The 18,441-nt window shown below is 71.2% G+C and carries 18 protein-coding genes and 2 tRNA genes; 10 read left to right on the top strand and 10 right to left on the bottom strand.

The features are described from left to right. Positions 1-52 precede the first annotated feature (52 nt). The 7 genes from LRM40_RS04240 to hrcA all read right to left on the bottom strand — a co-directional run bounded on the left by LRM40_RS04240 (position 53) and on the right by hrcA (position 4,531). Positions 53-129: transfer RNA gene (locus LRM40_RS04240), tRNA-Ile, on the bottom strand. A gap of 45 nt (positions 130-174) precedes the next feature. Continuing rightward, a complete protein-coding gene (locus tag LRM40_RS04235) occupies positions 175-1,146 on the bottom strand; it encodes a sulfurtransferase (protein WP_170288947.1) in 972 nt (323 codons plus the stop codon). Positions 1,147-1,162: 16 nt separating this feature from the next. Beyond that, on the bottom strand, positions 1,163-1,780 hold the full coding sequence (locus LRM40_RS04230; protein ID WP_231067718.1) for a DUF6969 family protein: 618 nt from the start codon (positions 1,778-1,780) through the stop codon (positions 1,163-1,165). Between the two features lie 108 nt (positions 1,781-1,888). Then, positions 1,889-2,128: a hypothetical protein gene (locus LRM40_RS04225; protein WP_151125475.1), complete on the bottom strand. Its 240-nt coding sequence runs from the start codon at positions 2,126-2,128 to the stop codon at positions 1,889-1,891. 51 nt (positions 2,129-2,179) lie between these two features. After that, positions 2,180-2,791, bottom strand: a complete 612-nt coding sequence (locus LRM40_RS04220; RefSeq protein WP_151125476.1) for a DUF6691 family protein — start codon at positions 2,789-2,791, stop codon at positions 2,180-2,182. Then, complete coding sequence (locus LRM40_RS04215) at positions 2,791-3,321, bottom strand: YeeE/YedE thiosulfate transporter family protein (protein WP_151125477.1); 531 nt, start codon at positions 3,319-3,321, stop codon at positions 2,791-2,793. The genes LRM40_RS04220 and LRM40_RS04215 overlap by 1 nt, the downstream gene beginning before the upstream one ends. Before the next feature lie 178 nt (positions 3,322-3,499). Then, positions 3,500-4,531: a heat-inducible transcriptional repressor HrcA gene (hrcA, locus tag LRM40_RS04210; protein ID WP_151125478.1), complete on the bottom strand. Its 1,032-nt coding sequence runs from the start codon at positions 4,529-4,531 to the stop codon at positions 3,500-3,502. 73 nt (positions 4,532-4,604) lie between these two features. Here hrcA and LRM40_RS04205 point away from each other — a divergent pair, with 73 nt between their 5' ends. The 4 genes from LRM40_RS04205 to LRM40_RS04190 are packed head-to-tail and all read left to right on the top strand — an operon-like array spanning position 4,605 to position 8,769. After that, complete coding sequence (locus tag LRM40_RS04205) at positions 4,605-5,480, top strand: NAD kinase (protein ID WP_151125479.1); 876 nt, start codon at positions 4,605-4,607, stop codon at positions 5,478-5,480. Between the two features lie 19 nt (positions 5,481-5,499). After that, the gene (recN, locus tag LRM40_RS04200) at positions 5,500-7,197 is read left to right on the top strand and encodes a DNA repair protein RecN (RefSeq protein ID WP_151125480.1); all 1,698 of its coding nucleotides are present in this window, start codon (positions 5,500-5,502) and stop codon (positions 7,195-7,197) included. Beyond that, positions 7,194-8,117: an RNase adapter RapZ gene (gene rapZ, locus LRM40_RS04195; RefSeq protein ID WP_151125481.1), complete on the top strand. Its 924-nt coding sequence runs from the start codon at positions 7,194-7,196 to the stop codon at positions 8,115-8,117. Before recN ends, rapZ begins: the two co-directional genes overlap by 4 nt. A 40-nt stretch (positions 8,118-8,157) precedes the next feature. Continuing rightward, complete coding sequence (locus tag LRM40_RS04190) at positions 8,158-8,769, top strand: LON peptidase substrate-binding domain-containing protein (RefSeq protein WP_151125482.1); 612 nt, start codon at positions 8,158-8,160, stop codon at positions 8,767-8,769. Positions 8,770-8,793: 24 nt separating this feature from the next. On the opposite strand, the gene mutY is transcribed toward LRM40_RS04190, so the two are convergent. The 3 genes from mutY to mutM all read right to left on the bottom strand — a co-directional run bounded on the left by mutY (position 8,794) and on the right by mutM (position 12,865). After that, entirely contained in the window at positions 8,794-9,861 is a 1,068-nt protein-coding gene (mutY, locus tag LRM40_RS04185; RefSeq protein WP_151125483.1) for an A/G-specific adenine glycosylase, read from the bottom strand. After that, positions 9,858-11,930 (bottom strand): dynamin family protein, encoded by a 2,073-nt coding sequence (locus LRM40_RS04180; RefSeq protein WP_151125484.1) that lies wholly within the window; start codon positions 11,928-11,930, stop codon positions 9,858-9,860. Before LRM40_RS04180 ends, mutY begins: the two co-directional genes overlap by 4 nt. Before the next feature lie 104 nt (positions 11,931-12,034). Further along, a complete protein-coding gene (gene mutM / locus LRM40_RS04175) occupies positions 12,035-12,865 on the bottom strand; it encodes a bifunctional DNA-formamidopyrimidine glycosylase/DNA-(apurinic or apyrimidinic site) lyase (protein WP_151125485.1) in 831 nt (276 codons plus the stop codon). Between the two features lie 73 nt (positions 12,866-12,938). Between mutM and LRM40_RS04170 the strand changes: the two genes are divergently transcribed. The 6 genes from LRM40_RS04170 (at position 12,939) to LRM40_RS04145 (ending at position 18,347) form a co-directional block, all read left to right on the top strand. Beyond that, on the top strand, positions 12,939-14,876 hold the full coding sequence (locus tag LRM40_RS04170; RefSeq protein WP_231067717.1) for a tetratricopeptide repeat protein: 1,938 nt from the start codon (positions 12,939-12,941) through the stop codon (positions 14,874-14,876). A 2-nt stretch (positions 14,877-14,878) separates the two neighbouring features. After that, positions 14,879-15,406 carry a lipoprotein insertase outer membrane protein LolB gene (locus LRM40_RS04165; protein WP_151122814.1) on the top strand — a complete coding sequence of 176 codons (528 nt, stop codon included), beginning with the start codon at positions 14,879-14,881 and terminating at the stop codon, positions 15,404-15,406. Between the two features lie 51 nt (positions 15,407-15,457). Next, complete coding sequence (gene ispE / locus LRM40_RS04160) at positions 15,458-16,387, top strand: 4-(cytidine 5'-diphospho)-2-C-methyl-D-erythritol kinase (RefSeq protein ID WP_151122811.1); 930 nt, start codon at positions 15,458-15,460, stop codon at positions 16,385-16,387. 39 nt (positions 16,388-16,426) lie between these two features. Then, a tRNA-Gln gene (locus tag LRM40_RS04155) sits at positions 16,427-16,503 on the top strand. A gap of 163 nt (positions 16,504-16,666) precedes the next feature. Beyond that, complete coding sequence (locus LRM40_RS04150; protein WP_151122808.1) at positions 16,667-17,629, top strand: ribose-phosphate pyrophosphokinase; 963 nt, start codon at positions 16,667-16,669, stop codon at positions 17,627-17,629. Between the two features lie 94 nt (positions 17,630-17,723). After that, positions 17,724-18,347 carry a 50S ribosomal protein L25/general stress protein Ctc gene (locus tag LRM40_RS04145; RefSeq protein WP_151122805.1) on the top strand — a complete coding sequence of 208 codons (624 nt, stop codon included), beginning with the start codon at positions 17,724-17,726 and terminating at the stop codon, positions 18,345-18,347. The last annotated feature ends 94 nt before the right edge of the window (positions 18,348-18,441 follow it).

Genomic DNA, 18,441 nt, shown 5'->3' with positions numbered 1-18,441 from the left:
GAAACGACAGCGAGGTGCCCCGCTGTCGCGGAGCACCTCGCGTGGAGAGGATTGGTAGGCCGTCGGGGGCTCGAACCCCGGACCAAAGGATTATGAGTCCTCTGCTCTGACCGACTGAGCTAACGGCCCGTACCGGGGCGGGATTCTAGTGCCGCCCCCTGCCCCGGTCCGGCCTCACTGCACGCTCACCAGCGGGCGCTGCTCCAGCGTCCACAGGTAGAGGGAGCCGTCGTACAGGCGGGTGGACTTGTTGCCCACGATCTCGCTCATGACGAACCAGGGGCCGGCGGCCAGGTGGCCGCTGTTGCAGTAGCTGATGGCGGGCTTGGCCGGGTCCACGCCGCTGGCCTTGAGCAGGGCCTCGTAGGTCTTGGCGGGCAGGAAGTACAGGGCGCCGTTGGCCGCGCGGGTCAGCAGTTCGGGCGCCAGCACCTGGGCGCCCGCCACATGGCCGTAGCCACCGACGAAGTCGCGCTTGCTCAGGCCGTGGTACTGGGGCAGCGGCCGGCCATCGACCAGCTGCACGCCGGCGGTGGCGGCGCCGGCCACGTCGTCGGAGCTGGCCACCAGCTGGGGCCGAGGAGTGCCGGCCTTCCAGGTGCCCAGCGCGGCCGCCACCGGCGTGGTGCTCACGCCGTGGCCATCGGCCAGCCAGCCGGCCGCCCCGCCGTCGAGCACGGCCACCTTGTCTTCGCCATAGACCTTGAAGCTCCAGTACAGGCGCAGGGCCTCGTCGATCTCGGCGATGTCCTGACCCACCGGCACCAACACGATGGGCTGGTTGGCCATCACACCAGCGGCCTGCATGCGGGCCTGGAAGTCGGCCTGCTCGGGAATCAGGTACTTGATCTTGCGGTCACCGACCTGGCGCTCGGTCCGCACCACCTTGAAGTCCACCAGCCGCGCGCCGGGCAGGTGGCCGCCGACTTCGCTGAGCACCTTCTTGCCGCTCTTCTTGTCGGTCTCGAACACCGGTTCGCGGCCGAAGGAGGCGACGTCGCTGCGCACCTCCACCACCTGCACCTCGTTCAGATGGCCGGCCAGCCAGGCGGCATCGACCACGGGACCGGGCAGCTCGACGGCGCGCGCGGACAGGCCCGCGCAGACCAGGGCCAGGGCGGCCGCGGCATGGAAAAGGGGTTTCATGGGGTGTCTCCTTGGGTCAGGCGTCCGCGTCCACGGCCGCCAGGCGGGCCAGCAGATCGATCGGACATTGGGTGAGGATGTGCAGACTGCGGTCGTCCCGCAGGGCCTCGGGCGAACGCTGCTGGGCCGCGGCCAGGGCCTGCAGGCGCGCATCGCGGGCGCGCAGCAGGCGAGTCAGTTCATCGGCATGGAGCTGCACCATGGCGCCCAGCCAGCGGCCCACCGGCCCCAGGCGCCCGCGGGCCTGCCATTGCAGCCGCGGCAGCGCCGCCACCAGCGTGTCCGCGTCGGCCCACTGCTCGCCGGTCACCCAGCGGTTGGTGGTGAACCAGCGCAGGGGCAGGCCCCGCGCATCCAGCGACAGGCCCGCCAGATGGCTGAAGCCCGGGCCACCGGGCATGCGGGCCGGCACGAAGAGGTGAAAGTGGCCATGCTCGCCGGCCATCCGCTCCTCGGCCGCATGGGCGTGATAGAAGAACCGCGTGCCATGCCGGGCATCGACCCAGTCCTGCCGGGGGTGGTGCGCCCACTCGACGAACTGGCGGGCCCCGGCCAGCGCCGCCTCGGCCAGGCTGATCGAGGCCTGGGCATAGCGCGCCTGCACCTCCACCACTGTGGCCGCGCAGTGCTGCAAGAGGGCCGAGTGCGCGGACGGGGCGGACGGGACAGATGGAACGGCACGACCCGGAGCGGACGGGGCGGCCGGATGCGCCACGGCGACCAACATGGGCGGACCGCGGCCTCAGTCCCTGGACGGCTTCTTCTTTTTCGGGCCGCAGGGGTTGGACGGCCCGCAGGGGTTGGCGGCCTTCTTCTTCTTGGGCCCGCAGGGGTTCTCGGCCTTCTTGGGGCTGGAGGCGGCGCTGGCCGCAGAGGCGGCGGCGTCGGCCGCCAGGGCGGACGGGGCGGCGCTCACGCCGGCCAGGGCGGCGGCCAGGGCGGCCGCGGCAGCACGGCCGCGGGTGGGGTTGCGTCGGGTCATGGACAGTCCTTTCATTGGGGATGGGAGGATCGAGAGGGCTTCAGGGGACGATCAGGGTGCGGACACATCGGCAGACGCCCCGGCCACGGCCTGCTCGGCGGTGACGGGCCCGCCGCGGCGGCGCTCGAAACGCGCGCCGATCCAGAACACCGCCACCCCGGCCGCCACCAGGGCCGCGTTGACCCACCAGGGGTTCAGGTGCAAGGCCTCGGGCAGGGTGACGGCCTGGGTCTCGCCAGCGGTGGTCCAGGCCTCCAGGGTGTCGAAGGTGCCGGCGAAACCGACGGTGCCCAGCAGCAGGCCCAGCAGGAAGACCAGGGCATCCAGCCGCCCGGAGAACAGCCCCACCACCGAGGTGCCGGGGCAGTAGCCGCCCACGGCAAAGCCGGCGCCCACCAGGGCCCCGCCGATGGCCGCGGCACCCAGGTAGGACGGTGGCACGTAGACCTCGTCGGCCGCCAGCCAGCCCAGCTGTTCCAGCGCGGTCAGACCCAGGGCCGCCACGATGATGGCGGTGAACATGACCTTGAAGACCGACCAGTCCGACAGGCGGAACTGGGCCGTGAGCTTGCAGGGACTGCCGAAACCGGCGCTCTCCAGCACGTAGCCGAACAGCAGGCCGCACAGCAGGCCGGAGGCCAGATCGGGAAGCGCGCCCAGCATCACTGCACCCCCCGCACCAGCCGGCTGACGATCAGCCCTGCGGCGAAGAAGGCCCCGAGGAAGGCGAAGGCCGCCAGACCCAGGGTGGCGGCACCCGACAGGCCCAGCCCGCTGGTGCAGCCGGCCGACACGCGGGCGCCCCAGCCGGCGGCCACGCCGCCCAGCAGGGCCATGGCCAGGCGCCGGGGGCCACCCAGGCTGCGGGACCCGTCCACCTGCCAGCGCAGGCGCCCGCCCCGCCAGGCCGCCAGCAGGGCACCCAGCGCCACGCCCAGCACCTGCCAGGTGATCCATGCGCTCAGCGGATGGCCGTCTTCCAGCAGAGGCCCCAGGTAGCTGTTGGCCTGGGTGGCCGCCGGGGCGACGCCGCCGGCCAACCAGGCCGTGAGCCGGGTGGTGAAGCCGGTGGCACCCAGCCCGTGGCCGGTGAGCATGAAGGTCAGCAGCAGCACGGCCCCAAGGGACAGGCCGGCTCGCAGGGGGCCCCAGAACGGCCGGGGCGCGACAGGACAGGACGAGGGTGTGGACATGGACGACAGGGACCGTTGCGCGCGGCCCGCTTCAATATCAGTCCATGTGAATGTACTGTCTTGAACCCTGGGGGGTAGGGTATTTACACCAAGGCGGACACGGCAGGACGCCGGGCATGCGACCATGCCCTGCAGTGCCCCGATGGGCACCATGTCCCCGTGCGGGAAGGCGGCGGACTCAGCGCTGCGACAGCGCGCTGCCCACCAGGCGGGAGGTGATGTCCACGATCTGGATCATGCGGTCGTAGGCCATGCGGGTGGGGCCGATGACGCCCAGCGTGCCCACCACCCGGCCGTCGACCTCGTAGGGGGCGGAGACGACCGAGAGCTCCTCGAAGGGCACCACGCGGCTCTCGCCGCCGATGTAGATGCGCACGCCCTCGGCTCGGCTGGAGGTGTCCAGCAGGCGCATCAGCTCGGTCTTCTGCTCGAAGATGTCGAAGAGCTTGCGCAGCGACCCCAGGTCGCTGAAGTCCTGCACGCCCAGCAGGTTGCGCTCGCCGCTGACCACCACCTGCTCCTGGGTCTCGGCCAGGGCCTCGGTGCCGGCCTGCACGGCCGCCTGCATCAGCACCGCGATCTCGCCGCGCAGCTGGTCCACCTCGGCCTTCAGGCGCTCGCGCACCTCCTCCAGCGTGAGGTTGGCGTAGTGGGCGTTGAGCACATTGGTGGCTTCCACCAACTCGCTGTCGGAATAGTCGCGGGCGGTGAAGATGACGCGGTTCTGCACGTCGCCATCGGGCGCCACCATGATGACCAGCACGCGCTGGACCCCCAGGCGCAGGAATTCCAGATGGCGGAAGACGCTGGTCTTGCGCGGCGCCGTCACCACGCCGACGAAGCTCGACAGGCTGGAGAGCATCTGCGCCGCCTGGGCGATGACGCGCTGGGGCTGGTCCGGCTGCAGTTGCTCGCGCACGGCCGACAGGGCCTCGGGCATGGCGCCACCACTCAGCATCTGCGGCTGGGCGGTCAGCATGGTGTCCACGAAGAGCCGGTAGCCCTTGGGCGTGGGGATGCGGCCGGCCGAGGTGTGCGGGCTGACGATCAGGCCCATGTCCTCCAGATCGGCCATCACGTTGCGGATGGTGGCGGGCGAGAGCTCCAGCCCTGAGGCCTTGGACAGGGTGCGGGAACCCACCGGCTGGCCGTCGGCGATGTAGCGCTCGACCAGGGTGTTCAACAGCGATCGGGCACGGTCATCCAGCATGGCTTTCATTGTAAGGAGATGCCCGCGCTGCCACCGGTTTGTCACAGGGGGCTGTGGTGTAATTCTCGGCACCATGTCGTCCCCGTTCCGTCACGCCGCCCTCATCGGCAAATACCAGGCCCAGGGCATTCGCCCGATGCTGGAGGGCATTGCCGCCTTCCTGGTGCGGCAGGGGCTGGAGGTGTCGGTGGACCGGGACACGGCGCTGAACATCGACTGGCACGACTACGGCGCCCTGACCCCTGCCGAGATCGGCGCGCACTGCGACATCGCGGTGGTGGTGGGCGGCGACGGCACCATGCTGGGCATCGCCCGCGAACTGGCGCCGCGCAACATCCCGCTGGTGGGCATCAACGAGGGCCGGCTGGGCTTCATCACCGATGTGCGCTCCACCGACTGGGCCGAGGCCCTGGGCCCCATCGTGCAGGGCGACTACGAGGAAGAGCGCCGGGCCCTGATCGAAGGCGATGTCTGGCGCGACAGCCGCAGCATCTTCCACGGTCTGGCCGTCAACGACGTGGTGGTGGGCCGGGGTGCCACCACCAGCATGGTCGAGCTGCGGGTGGACGTGGGCGGCGAGTTCGTCGCCAACATGCGGGCCGATGGCCTGATCATCGCCTCGCCCACCGGCTCCACCGCCTACGCCCTGTCGGCCGGCGGCCCCATCCTGCACCCGTCCATCGGCGGCTGGGTGCTGCTGCCCATCGCGCCGCACACCCTGTCCAACCGGCCCATCGTGCTGCCCGACTCGGCCGAGGTGGGCATCACCATCGTCACCGCCCGCGACACCAGCGCCAGCTTCGACATGCACAGCCTGACCAGCCTGCTGCCGGGCGACCAGGTGCGCGTGCGCCGCTCGCCGGTGGCCATGCGCTTCCTGCACCCGCGTGGCTGGAGCTACTACGCCACCCTCCGGCGCAAGCTGCGCTGGTACGAAGGGGTGGTCTGAACCCGCGACCGAGGGCCGCATGCTCAAGCACCTGACCCTGAAGGACTTCGTCATCGTCAGCCAGCTGGAGCTGGCGTTCCATGCCGGCTTTTCCGTGCTCACGGGTGAGACCGGCGCCGGCAAGTCCATCCTGATCGACGCGCTGCAGCTGGTGCTGGGCGCCCGGGCCGAGAGCCACTGGGTGCGTGAGGGCGCCGCCCGGGCCGAGGTGACCGCCGAATTCGATCCCCCGCCCTCCCTGGCCCCCTGGCTGGAGGAGGCCGGCTTCGCCGCCGAGGACACCCTGCTGCTGCGCCGCATCATCGACAGCCAGGGCAAAAGCCGCGGCTTCATCAACGGCAGCGCCGCCACCGCCGCCCAGCTGCGCGAGGTGGCCGACCACCTGGTGGACATCCACGGCCAGCACGCCTGGCAGGGCCTGACCCGACCCGCGGCCGTGCGCGCCCTGCTGGACGAACAGGCCGGCGTGGACCCGCGCCCGCTGGCCCAGGCCCATGCCGACTGGAGGGCTGCCACCGAGGCCCTGGCCGCCGCGCATGCGCTGGAGGGCGAACGGGCCAGCGAGCGCGAGCGCCTGCAGTGGCAGATCGGCGAGATCGACCGCCTGGCGCCCGGCGCCGACGAGTGGCCCGAGCTCAATGCCGAACACCAGCGCCTGTCGCACGGCCAGGCCCTGATGGACGCGGCCGCGCTGGCCGCCCAGTGCCTGGACGAGGACGAGACCAGCGCCAGCCGCCAGCTCAGCCGTGCCCTGAGCGGCCTGGAGGCTGTGGCCGATTTCGACCCCCGCATCCAGCCGGTGCTGGAGGCCCTGCAAGGCGCCCAGGCCCAGGTGGACGACGCCGCGCGCAGCCTCAACACCTACCTGGCCCGGGCCGAGCTGGACCCGGACCGCCTGGCCGAGCTGGACGCCCGTCTCTCGGCCTGGCTGGGCCTGGCCCGGCGCTTCCGTCGCCCGCCGGAAGAACTGCCGGCCCTGCGCGTCGAGTGGCAGGCCGCGCTGGACGCCCTGGACGCTGCCAGCGACGTGGCCGCCCTGAGCGCAGCCGTGGCCCGGGCCGAAGCGCAGTGGCGCCGCCTGGCCGAGCAGGCCAGCCGAGCCCGCCAGAAGGCCGCGCCCGATCTGTCCAAGCGGGTCAGCACGGCCATGCAGCAGCTGGGCATGGCCGGCGGCCGCTTCGAGGTCGCCCTGCTGCCGCAGGACGCCCCGCAGAGCTTCGGCCTGGAGAGCGTGGAATTCGGGGTGGCCGGCCATGCGGGCAGCGCCCCGCGCCCGCTGGCCAAGGTGGCCTCGGGTGGTGAGCTCTCGCGCCTGGCCCTGGCCATCGCCGTCACCACCGCGCAGCAGCGCGGCCGAGGTCCGGCCACCGCCCTCAACCCCGGCACGCTGATCTTCGACGAGATCGACTCCGGCGTGGGCGGCACCGTGGCCGATGCGGTGGGCCGGCTGATGAAGCAGCTGGGCCAGAGCGTGCAGGTGCTGTCCGTCACCCACCTGCCCCAGGTGGCCGCCTGCGCCGACCATCACTTCGTGGTGGCCAAGGCCACCCGCCAGGGCCAGACCCAGAGCCAGGTCACGCCGGTGGAGGGCGAGGCCCGCGTGGCCGAGGTGGCCCGCATGCTGGGCGGCGCCAGCGGCACCAGCCTGGCCCATGCCCAGCAGCTGATCCAGCAGGCCGCCGAGCCAGCCGCCCGCACCGCCAAGGCCGCGCGATGAACACCCCCGCCCTGCCCCCGAACCGCCCGCCGGAACCCCCGTCTGCCGCGCGGCCGCAGCGCGTGGTGGCCCTGGTCACCGGCATCTCGGGTTCGGGCAAGTCGGTGGCCCTGCATGCGCTGGAGGACGCCGGTTTCTTCTGCGTGGACAACCTGCCCCCCGAACTGCTGCGCGAGCTGGTGCATGTGGAAGCCGCCCACGGCGTGCAGCGCCTGGCGGTGGCGGTGGACGTGCGCACCGCCAGTTCGCTGCCGGTCCTGCTGCCGCTGCTGGACGAGCTGGCCGCCGAAGGCGTGAAGGTGCGCAGCCTCTTCCTGGACGCCAGCACCCAGGCCCTGGTCAAGCGCTTTTCCGAAACCCGACGCCCGCACCCGCTGTCCCACCCGGGCGTGGGCAGCGACCGCCAGCGTCTGGTGGACGCCATCGAGCAGGAGCGCCAGCTGCTGGCCGCCCTGCGCGAGCGCTCCACCGTGATGGACACCAGCGAGCTGCGGCCGGCCCAGCTGCGCCTGTGGATCCGTGACCTGGTGGGCGCCTCGCGCAGCCAGCTCACCCTGGTCTTCCAGTCCTTCGCCTTCAAGCACGGTGTGCCGCTGGACGCCGACATGGTGTTCGACGTGCGGGTGCTGCCCAACCCCTTCTACCTGCGCGAGCTGCGCCCGCTGACCGGGCGCGACGGCCCGGTGGCCGACTACCTGCGGGCCCAGCCCGAGGTGGGCGAGATGCTGGGCCAGATCGAGGGCTTTCTCTCGCGCTGGCTGCCCGCCTTCGAGAATGACCAGCGCAGCTACCTCACCGTGGCCATCGGCTGCACCGGCGGCCAGCACCGCTCGGTCTACTTCGTCGAAACACTGGCCCAGCACTTCGCGGCCCGCCTGCCCACACTCAAGCGCCACCGGGAACTCGACGCCCGCAGCTGAGCCGAACCCCGAACCTGCCGGCCCGCCCGGACGGCTTTCCATGACCCTCACCGATCTCCCGCTGTTTCCCCTGCAGTCCGTGCTGTTTCCGCTGGGCCGGCTGTCGCTGCGCATCTTCGAAACCCGCTACCTGGATCTGATGAGCCGCTGCCTGGTGGCCGACCGTCCCTTCGGCGTGGTCTGCCTGCAGCAGGGCAGCGAGGTGCGGCAGGCCGGGCAGACGGTGCGCTTCGAGCCGGTGGGCGTGCTGGCCCGGCTGCTCAGCGCCGACTCGGACCAGCCCGGCGTGCTCAAGGCGGTGTGCCTGGGCGGCGCGCGCTTTCGCTGGACGACGCTGAGCGAGCAGGCCAACGGGCTGTGGGTGGCCACGCAGGCCGAGCAGCTGCCCGACGACCCCCACCTGCCGCTGGCCGCGGCCCACCAGCCGGCCGCCCAGGCGCTGGCACGGGCCCTGACGCTGCTGGCGGCACGAGAAGGCCACAGCGGCGGGCCCATGCACCTGGACGACACCGCCTGGGTGGCCAACCGCTGGTGCGAGTTGCTGCCCATCCCGCTGGCGGCGCGGCAGAAGCTGATGGAACTGACCGACCCGGCCGCCCGCATGGACCTGGTGGACCGCTTCCTGCGGGACAAGCAGCTGCTGCAGGGCTGAGGCCTCGCCCGGCGCCGCCGAACTTCAGGTCGGGCCGGCGTCCAGCAGCTTGCGCACCGGCGCCGGCAAGCCGTGCTCGGCCAGCGCCGCCCGCGGCACCCAGCGGCCCGTCGGCCAGCGCAGCAGCGGCCCCTGGGCCAGCGGCGAATCCACCGGCAAGGCACGGCGCACCGGTGTCAGCGCCAGGTCCAGGTGGGTCAACACATGGGTGAAGGTGGCGCCCACCTCGCCCGGGCCCGGCCCCTCGGCCAGCCAGGCCTGCAGGCTGTCCACATCGTCGAACTCGGGCAGGGTCCACAGACCGGCCCAGACGCCGGTCGCCGGCTTCTGCACCAGGAACACCGCATCGCCCTGCGTGAGCCACAGCAGCGCATGGCTGCGCCGGCCGCGCTTGAGCTTGCGGGTCTTGACCGGATAGGCCTCGGGCCGCCCTTCCCGCCGCGCCACGCACAGATCCTGCCAGGGGCACAGCAGACAGCTGGGCTGGCGCGGCGTGCAGACGGTGGCGCCCAGGTCCATCAGGCCCTGGGTGTAGGCCTCCACGCCCTCGCCGGCCGGTGGCAGCTGGGCCTCGGCGATGTCCCACAGCCGGCGCTCGGCCGCGGTCTGGGCCAGGTCCTCACCGAACCCCAGCACCCGGCTGAGCACGCGCTTGACGTTGCCGTCCAGGATGGCCACCCGCTCGCCGAAGCAGAAGGCGGCCACCGCGGCCGAGGTCGAGCGGCCGATGCCCGGCAGGGTGGCCAGCTGCGCGGCGGTGGACGGAAAGGCCCCGCCCCAGTCCTGCACCACGGCCTGGGCACAGCGGTGCAGGTTGCGGGCGCGGCTGTAATAGCCCAGCCCGGCCCACAGGGCCAGCACCTCGTCCAGCGGCGCGGCGGCCAGGGCCTGCACATCGGGAAAGCGGGTCAGGAAGCGGTCGTAATAGCCCAGCACCGTGCTGACCTGGGTCTGCTGCAGCATGATCTCCGAGAGCCAGACCCGGTAAGGGTCGCGGGTCTGCTGCCAGGGCAGGGTGTGGCGGCCGTGCTGACGCTGCCAGTCGATCAGGCGCCGGGCCAGGGCTGCCGTCGCGGCGTCGTCCCGGCTCACGCCGCAGCGCCAGGCCGGAACAGGCCCTGGTCGCTGTGCACGAACTCGCCCTCGCTGAGATCCAGGTCCAGGGCCCCCATGTCGCTCAAGGCTTCGTCCTGGTAGTCGGGGCCGGCCTCGGCACGCTGGCGCAGGCGCGCGGCCATGGCCTGGGCCTGGTCGGCCAGGTCCAGCAGCTTGTTGTCCTGGGTCTCCACCTCGGACAGCCGGGCTTCCAGCTCACCGGTGGCGTGCTGGATGCGCTCCAGCGATTCGCGACGACGGCGGAAGCCCCGGCGACGGTCACGGAATTGACCGTCCACCTGGCCGGAGGCATTCTGGTGCCAGCTCTCGATCTCGGCACTGGCGTTCTCGAACACCACCCGCAGCTTGGACACCAGCATGCGGTGGAACTGCTCGCTCGAGACGGTGGAGTTCAGGCGCAGCGCGCTGGACAGGTTGAAGTAGCGCCCGTAGTTGCGCTCGATCAGGCTGAGCTCGTTCTTGAAGCGGCTGACGTCGGGGGCCGGCGTGAAGTTCAGCGAGAAACCGAACTCGGCGTTGAGTTGGCTGAACAGGGCCTGCAGCATCTGCGCGGCCTCGGCGTTGAGCGAGGCCGCCGTGTCGAGCTGGGCCTGCAGGCCGGCGCACATCTTGGCAAAGGCGCCGCGCGCACGCAGATGCAGCCAGCCGCTGCCCAGGGCTGCTTCGAGTTGACCCATGGCCTCGCGGATGCGGTCAGCGTCCAGGGCCTTCAGGGTCTTGTGCTGCAGCCGCGCATGCACCGCACGCAGGGCGGTGAGGCGGGCGGTGCAGCGCTCGAACTCCGCCGTGTCGGCCGTCACGCGGTCGAGCATCTGGGCCACACGGCTGGCGCTCTTGCCGCGCAGACCGCGCAGCTCCAGCATCTGTTCGGCGTTCTGGCGACGCTGGTCACGCAGGGCGCGGGTGGCGTGTTCCAGCATGGACTGCACGCCGCCGATCACGGCCTTGGCCAGCACGCGCTGGCGCTGCGGCAGCAGGTGCAGGTTCAACGCCGCCTCCAGGGCGGGCAGGCCGCTGGCCTGCAGTGCCTCCACATCGCCCTGCAGCCGTGCGGCCAGGGCCTGGCGGGCCGAGATGGGGAACACCCGGTCGCGGACGATGCCCAGGGTCTGGGCCGTGGTTTCGCACTGGCGCTCCACGGCGGCCCGCTGCTCCTCGGGCGAGGCCAGCGGGTCGGCCAGGGTGTCGACCTTGTTCAGCACCACGAAGCAGGACAGGCCCTGCCCGCCCAGGTGGTCGTTCCAGATGTCCAGGTCCGAGCGGGTGACGCCGGTGTCCGCGGCCAGCACGAACAGGGCCGCGTGGGCGCTGGGCAGCAGGCCCAGGGTCAGCTCGGGTTCGGTGCCGATGGCGTTCAGGCCCGGCGTGTCGATGACCACCAACCCACGCTGCAGCAGCGGGTGGGGGTAGTTGATGACCGCGTGGCGCCAGGCCGGGATCTCGACCTGACCGTCGGGCAGCGTCGGCGGGTTGTCCTGCGGGTGCTCCTCGGACCACAGGCCCAGGCGCTGCGCGTCCTCGCGCGAGACGCTGCGGGTCTGGGTGACCTGCTGCAGCGAGATGGCCAGCCCGTCGGGGTCGGACGGATCCAGCGGGATGCGGTACCAGCGGTCGCGCTGCACCGACCACTCGGCCAGGGTCTTGTCCTGCCGGCGGGTCTCGATGGGCAGCAGGTCCAGGGTGGGCAGCTCGGCCGGGTCCCAGGACAGCTCGACCGGGCACATCGTGGTGCGCCCCGGCGTGGCCGGCAGGATGCGACGGCCCGCGTCGGCGAAGAAGATCGCGTTGATCAGCTCGCTCTTGCCGCGGGAGAACTCGGCCACGAAGGCCACGACCAGCTTGTCGGTGGCCAGGCGGTGGCGCACCGCGTGGCTGGCACTGGCCGCCGATGGCGAGAGCAGATCGCTCTGGGCGAGGAAGGCCTCCAGCCCCACCAGTTCGCGTTCCAGCGCCAGGCGCCAGTCGGCCAGGGCATCGAGCTGGGGCTCCAGCGCGGGCTGCAGCGCCAGAGCGTCGTTCAGGGAGGAATCGTCGGACGGGCTCACGGACGGATGCTAGCGCGAAACCCCGCTCCCCAAGCAAGTCAATGCAAGCGAATGAAAGCTGTCCGAACCCGGCATTTCGGACCACCGAGGGTGCCCGGGCATCTTCAGCGCCGCTGGCAGCCGGGGCAGAAATAGGTGGCCCGCTGGCCCTGGACGATGCGGCGGATGGTGGCCCCGCATCGCGGGCAGGCCTCGCCGGCCCGTCCGTAGACCCGGGCCTGGCCCTGGTACTGGCCCACGCTGCCGTGGGCATCCTTGAAGTCGCGCAGCGTGGAGCCGCCGGCGGCGATGGCCTCGCCCAGCACGCGGCGGATCGCGGCGAGCAGCCGGGCCGCCCGCACCGGCCCGACGCGGTCACAGGGCGTGCGCGGGTCGATGCCCGCCTCGAACAGGGCGTCGCTGGCGTAGATGTTGCCCGCGCCCACCACGATGTCGCCGGCCAGCAGGGCCTGCTTGACCGCGCAGCGGCGCTGCTGCAGGGCGCGGTGGAAGTCGGCCGCGGTGAAGCGCTCGTCGAAGGGTTCGGCCCCCAGCCCGGCCAGCAGGCGGGCGGCCGGCGCCTGGTCCAGGGCCGGCGACCAGACCACCGCCCCGAAGCGGCGTGGGTCGGTCAGCCGCAGCACCCCGCGGTCGGTCAGCAGGTCCACATGGTCGTGCTTGCCGGGCGGGCCGGCCCGCGGCAGCCAGGCCAGCGAGCCCGACATGCCCAGGTGCCACAGCAGCCCGCCGGCACTGCGGCCGTCCGGCCGGCTGAGCGGCAGCCACAGGTATTTGCCACGGCGCAGGAACTCGCCGGCCACGCAGCCAGTCAACTCGGCTGGATCGATGCCCAGCGGCCACCGCAGCGGCTTGCCCAGTTCCAGCACGCGCAGCTGCGCGCCGGTCAGGGCGCTGACGCTGCGACGGGTGACCTCGACCTCAGGCAATTCCGGCATGGCGGCCATTATCGGCAGTCACCGGCAGGGCCGCGGGGGCGGCCACTAGAATCATCCGGCCTTTGGAGTGACGATGAAGCTACGTCTTGTCCGCGCGGTGAACCGCCGCCTGTCGCCTGCCACCGCGGGGCACGCTGAACCTGTGCCCCTGGCGCGCAGCTGGCTGGGCCGCGCCGGGTTGGGGGCGGGCTGGCTGCTGTCCGCCGCCCTGGGCGCCCTGGCCGTGTCGGCCCCGGCCCAACCGCAGGCCGCACCGGCTGCCGCGGCGCCATCGACCCCCGGATCGGCCCCCGCGCCGGCCGCCAGCGCCTCGACGCCCGCCGCGGCCGAGGCCGCGCCCGTCAACAACTCCTGGCTGGATGCCCCCATGTTCTACGAGCTGCTGCTCGGCGAGATGGAGATTTCCACCGGTCACCCGGCCGACGGCTTCGAGGTCATGCTCGACGCCGCCCGCCGCTCGCGCGATGGCGCGGTGTTCCAGCGGGCCATCGAGATCGCGGTGCAGGGCCGCTCGGGCGACCGCGCGCTGCTGGCGGCCAAGGCCTGGCGCCAGACCCTGCCCCAGTCCATCGAAGCCCTGCGCACCCAGGTGCAGCTGCTGGTGGCCACCGAGAAGCTCGACGAACTGGCCGGCCCGCTCAAGGAGCTGATCGAACGCCAGCCCGAGGCCGAACGCAGCCCGGTGATCGCCGGCCTGCCCCGCTTCCTGGCCGGAGTGCACGACAAGGCCCAGGCACTGAGCGTGGGGCAGACCGCCCTGGCCTCCTACCTGGATCTGCCGGCCACCCGCACCGCCGCCCGCACCTCGCTGGGCCGGCTGGCCGCGGCCGCCCAGCAGAGCGATCTGGCCATGAGCTACCTGCAGCAGGCACACCAGGACGATCCGGCTGCAGCCGGCCCGGTGCTGCTGGCCCTGGACCTGATGGGCCCCAAGCCGGAGGCCGAAACGGTGGTGAAGGACTACCTCGCCCGCCCGGATGCCTTGGCACCCCTGCGCCTGGCCTATGTGCAAAGCCTGGAGCAGCGCCAGCGGCTGGTGGATGCGGTGGCCCAGCTCCGTCTGGCCGTGGCCCAGCAACCCGACATGGCCCAGGCCTGGCTCTCGCTGGGCGCGCTGCTGACCGAGCTGCAGGAGCCGCGCGAGGGCATCCAGGCCCTGGACCGCTACTTCGCGCTGCAGGCGGCGCCGGCGGCCGAAGAAGGGGCTGCGGCCGACGAGGACACCCAGGCCGACAGGCTGCGCCGCACCTATGACTATGCCTGTGTGGTCCAGGCCGACGCGCATGAACAGCTGGGCGATCTCAAGGAGGCCGCCCGCTGGCTGGACAAGGTGCCCCCCGAGCGCACCGACTTGGCGCTGCTGGTGCGCCGGGCCTCGCTGATGGCGCGGCAGGGGCAGGTCGATGCCGGCCTGGCCCTGGTGAAGAACGGTGCCGCCCGCGGCAACCCGGATGCCCGCGCGCGGCTGCTGGCCCAGACCCAGGTGCTGCGCGACGCCGGGCGGCAGCAGGCCGCCTTCGACCTGCTGGGCAGCGCCGTGAAGCAGACCCCGGAAGACAGCGGCCTGATCTATGAGCAGGCCATGCTGGCCGAGCAGCTCAAGCAGTACGACACGATGGAGACGCTGCTGCGCGAGGTCATGCGGCTCAAGGCCGACGACGCCCAGGCCTACAACGCGCTGGGCTACTCGCTGGCCGAGCGCGGCGTGCGCCTGGACGAGGCCCTGAAGCTGATCCAGCAGGCCGTCTCCCTGGCGCCGGACGATCCCTTCATCCTGGACAGTCTGGGCTGGGTCTATTACCGCCAGGGCCGGGCCGACGACGCGCTCAAACTGCTCCGGCAGTCCTACGCGGCGCGCCCGCACGCCGAGGTGGCCACCCACCTGGGCGAGGTGCTGTGGGCCCTGGGCCGACACGACGAGGCTCTGCGCTATTGGCGTGAGGCGCAGCGGCGCGAACGCGACAACCCGGCGCTGCGCGAGACGCTGCAACGCCTGAAGGTGAAGCTCTGACCATGGCGACCGCGCCGGCCTGGCTGCGCCGCACCCTGCTGGGCGCGGGCCTGTGCTGGCTCGCGGGCTGCGCCACCGCACCGAGCGGGCCGGTGGACTACAGCGGCCGGCTGGCGGTGACGGTGGCTGCCGAGGGCGATCGGCCCGCCGAGTCCCACAGCGCCGCCTTCGAGCTGGGCGGCGATGCGCACCAGGGCCATCTGCGCCTGCTCTCGCCGCTGGGCACCGTGGTGGCCGACGCCACCTGGGAGGCCGACCATGTGCGGCTGGAGACCGGGGACGGCCCGCGCGACTACCCGAGCCTGGAAGCCCTGGCCGAGGACGCACTGGGCCAGGCCATCCCGCTGGGCGCCCTGCTGGCCTGGCTGCAGGGCCGCCCCTGGAACGGCGCCCCCCACGAGGCCGAGGCACAAGGCTTCCACCAACTCGGCTGGTCCGTCGACATCCATGCCCTGAAGACCGAGGGCGCCCTGGTGGCCCGCCGCGACAGCCCGCCGGCGGTCACACTGCGCGCCCGCCTGGACCGCTGACCCCCGGGCCCCGCGCACCCGAGCCCGCCACCTGCTTCCCGCGCCCAAGACATGAGCCTGCACGCGCTGTACGACCTGCCCGCCCCCGCCAAACTGAACCTCTTCCTGCACGTCATCGGCCGGCGGGCCGATGGCTACCACCTGCTGCAGTCGATCTTCACGCTGATCAACTGGCAGGACACCCTGCACCTGGAGCGGCGCGACGATGGCCGCATCCAGCGCCATGACCTGGGCCCGGCCCTGCCGGCCGAAGACCTCTGCCTGCGCGCGGCCCGCGCCCTGCAACAGGCCAGCGGCTGCCCGCTGGGGGTGGACATCTCGATCGACAAGCAGGTGCCCTGGGGTGCCGGGCTGGGCGGCGGCAGCTCCGACGCCGCCACGGTGCTGCTGGGCCTGAACCGGCTGTGGGACCTGCGCTGGTCGCGCGAGCGGCTGCTGAGCCTGGGCGCCACCCTGGGCGCGGACGTGCCCTTCTTCCTGGGCGGACACACCGCCTTCGTCGAAGGCATCGGCGAGATCCTGACCCCGATCGACCTGCCCGCGGGCCGCTGGGCGGTGCTGAAACCGGCGGCGGCACTGCCGACCCCGAAAATATTTTCAAGCGAGCTCTTGACGAGAGATACAAAGCCTGTCAAAGTTGCGGGCTTACTCGCTGAGTTGCAGCGGCAACGCGAAACGCGACAGACGACTGAAAAGTCGGAAGAAACGTTCTGGGGCCGCAACGACCTGCAAGCGGCCGCCGAGGCTTTGTGCCCCGACGTGAAGCAGGCAGCAAGGCTCTTGGCAGAACGGTTCGGCAACAGCCGCATGACCGGTTCTGGCAGTGCTGTGTTTGCCGATGCCGGTGGTGATGACGCGAGTGAAACCGACGCAGGAACTTCACCTGTGGCGACCTTGCTGGAAGGCTCCTGGCCTGAAGGTTGGGTGGGGCGAATGTGTCGGGGTTTGGCCAATCATCCACTGGAAGATTGGGTAAACTGAAAAGGTTTTCGGGTGTGGCTTTCGGGCCATGTCCTGTGTAGGGGAGTCGCCAAGTTGGTCAAGGCATCGGATTTTGATTCCGACATGCGAGGGTTCGAGTCCTTCCTCCCCTGCCAAATTTCATTGTTGTTGTCGCGCCCGGTGGCGTGACCCATCAGAATCAGACTGCGCCTTCAGGGCGCAGTCGTTCTTTGTGGGCTGTGGCGCGTGCTGCGGCCGCGCACCGCAAGACGCTCGTCTTCGTCACGTACAGCCTGCCCACCCCCTGGAGCTCCCACCGTGCTGTTCAACACCGTTCTCTTCACTGGCAACGCCAACCCCGCCCTCGCCCAAGAAATCGCCACCCACCTGGGCACCGAGCTGGGCAAGGCGTCGGTCGGACGCTTCTCCGACGGCGAGGTGACCGTCGAGATCCAGCAGAACGTCCGCGCCCGTGACGTGTTCGTCGTGCAATCCACCTGCGCGCCCACGAACGAGAACCTGATGGAACTGCTGATCATGGTCGATGCCCTCAAGCGCGCCAGCGCCCGCCGCATCACGGCCGTGATCCCCTACTTCGGCTACGCCCGCCAGGACCGCCGTCCGCGTTCCACCCGCGTGCCCATCTCGGCCAAGGTCGTGGCCAACCTGCTGGAAACCGTGGGCGTGGGCCGCGTGCTGACCATGGACCTGCACGCCGACCAGATCCAGGGCTTCTTCGACATCCCCGTCGACAACATCTACGCCAGCCCGGTGCTGCTGACCGACCTGAAGGCCAAGGCCTACAAGGACCTGGTCGTGGTGTCGCCGGACGTCGGCGGCGTGGTACGCGCCCGTGCGCTGGCCAAGCAGCTGGGCTGCGATCTGGCCATCATCGACAAGCGCCGCCCCAAGGCCAACGTCTCCGAGGTGATGCACGTCATCGGCGAGATCGAGGGCCGCAACTGCGTGATCATGGACGACATGATCGACACCGCCGGCACGCTGGTGAAGGCGGCCGAGGTGCTCAAGGAGCGCGGCGCCAAGCACGTCTACGCCTACTGCACCCACGCGGTGTTCTCGGGCCCGGCCATCGAGCGCATCAAGGCCTCGCACCTGGACGAGGTCGTGATCACCAACACCATCCCGCTGAACGACGCCGGCAAGGCCTGCCCCAAGATCCGCCAGCTGTCGGTGGCCTTCCTGTTCGCCGAGACCATCCGCCGCATCTCGGACGGCGAGTCGGTCACTTCCCTCTTCTCGGAACAGAACAACAACTTCTGATCCGTTTCGCTGGCCGCCCAGGCATCTGCCGAGGCGGCCTTTTCAAATGGGGCGACTCTGGTCGCGGAGCGCCCCGACTCATTGGAGTAATGTCATGGAATTCGTCGCTTTCGAGCGCAAGCTGCAGGGGACCGGAGCGAGCCGCCGCCTGCGTAACACCGGCAAGGTGCCCGGCATCGTCTTCGGGGCCGGTGAGCCCGCGATGATCGAGCTGGACCACAACGCCCTCTTCTTCGCGCTGAAGAAGGAAGCCTTCCACTCGTCCGTGCTGTCGATGCAGCTCAACGGCAAGACCGAGAAGGTCCTGCTGCGCGACTACCAAGTGCACCCCTGGAAGCAGCAGATCCTGCACATCGACTTCCAGCGCGTGGATGACACCACCAAGCTGCGCAAGAAGGTGCCGCTGCACTTCTCCGGCGAAGAAGAATCGGAAGCCGTGAAGACCGACAAGTGCCTGGTCGACCACGTCACCACCGAAGTCGAGATCGAGTGCCTGGCCGTTCAGCTGCCCGAGTTCATCGCCGTGGACCTGTCCGGCATGGTCAAGGGCAAGAGCCTGCACGCGTCCGAGCTGGTGCTGCCGGCCGGTTCCAAGCTGGTCAAGCACGGCAGCAAGGACCCGGTCGTCGTGACCGTGACCGAGCCGAAGGAAGAAGAAATCGTCGTGGCTGCTGCGCCGGCCGCCGACGACAAGAAGGGCAAGAAGGGCAAGAAGTAATCTGCCCCGGTTACCGGCCGACGGGCCGGTCGCCCCGAAACCCCGCTGCGGCGGGGTTTTTTATGCCCGGCGCACCCTCGCAGCGCCGAACAGC

It is taken from the genome of Ideonella dechloratans (genome assembly GCF_021049305.1).
Taxonomy (GTDB): Bacteria; Pseudomonadota; Gammaproteobacteria; order Burkholderiales; family Burkholderiaceae_C; genus Ideonella; species Ideonella dechloratans.
This window is presented reverse-complemented; position numbering and strand designations above follow the sequence as displayed.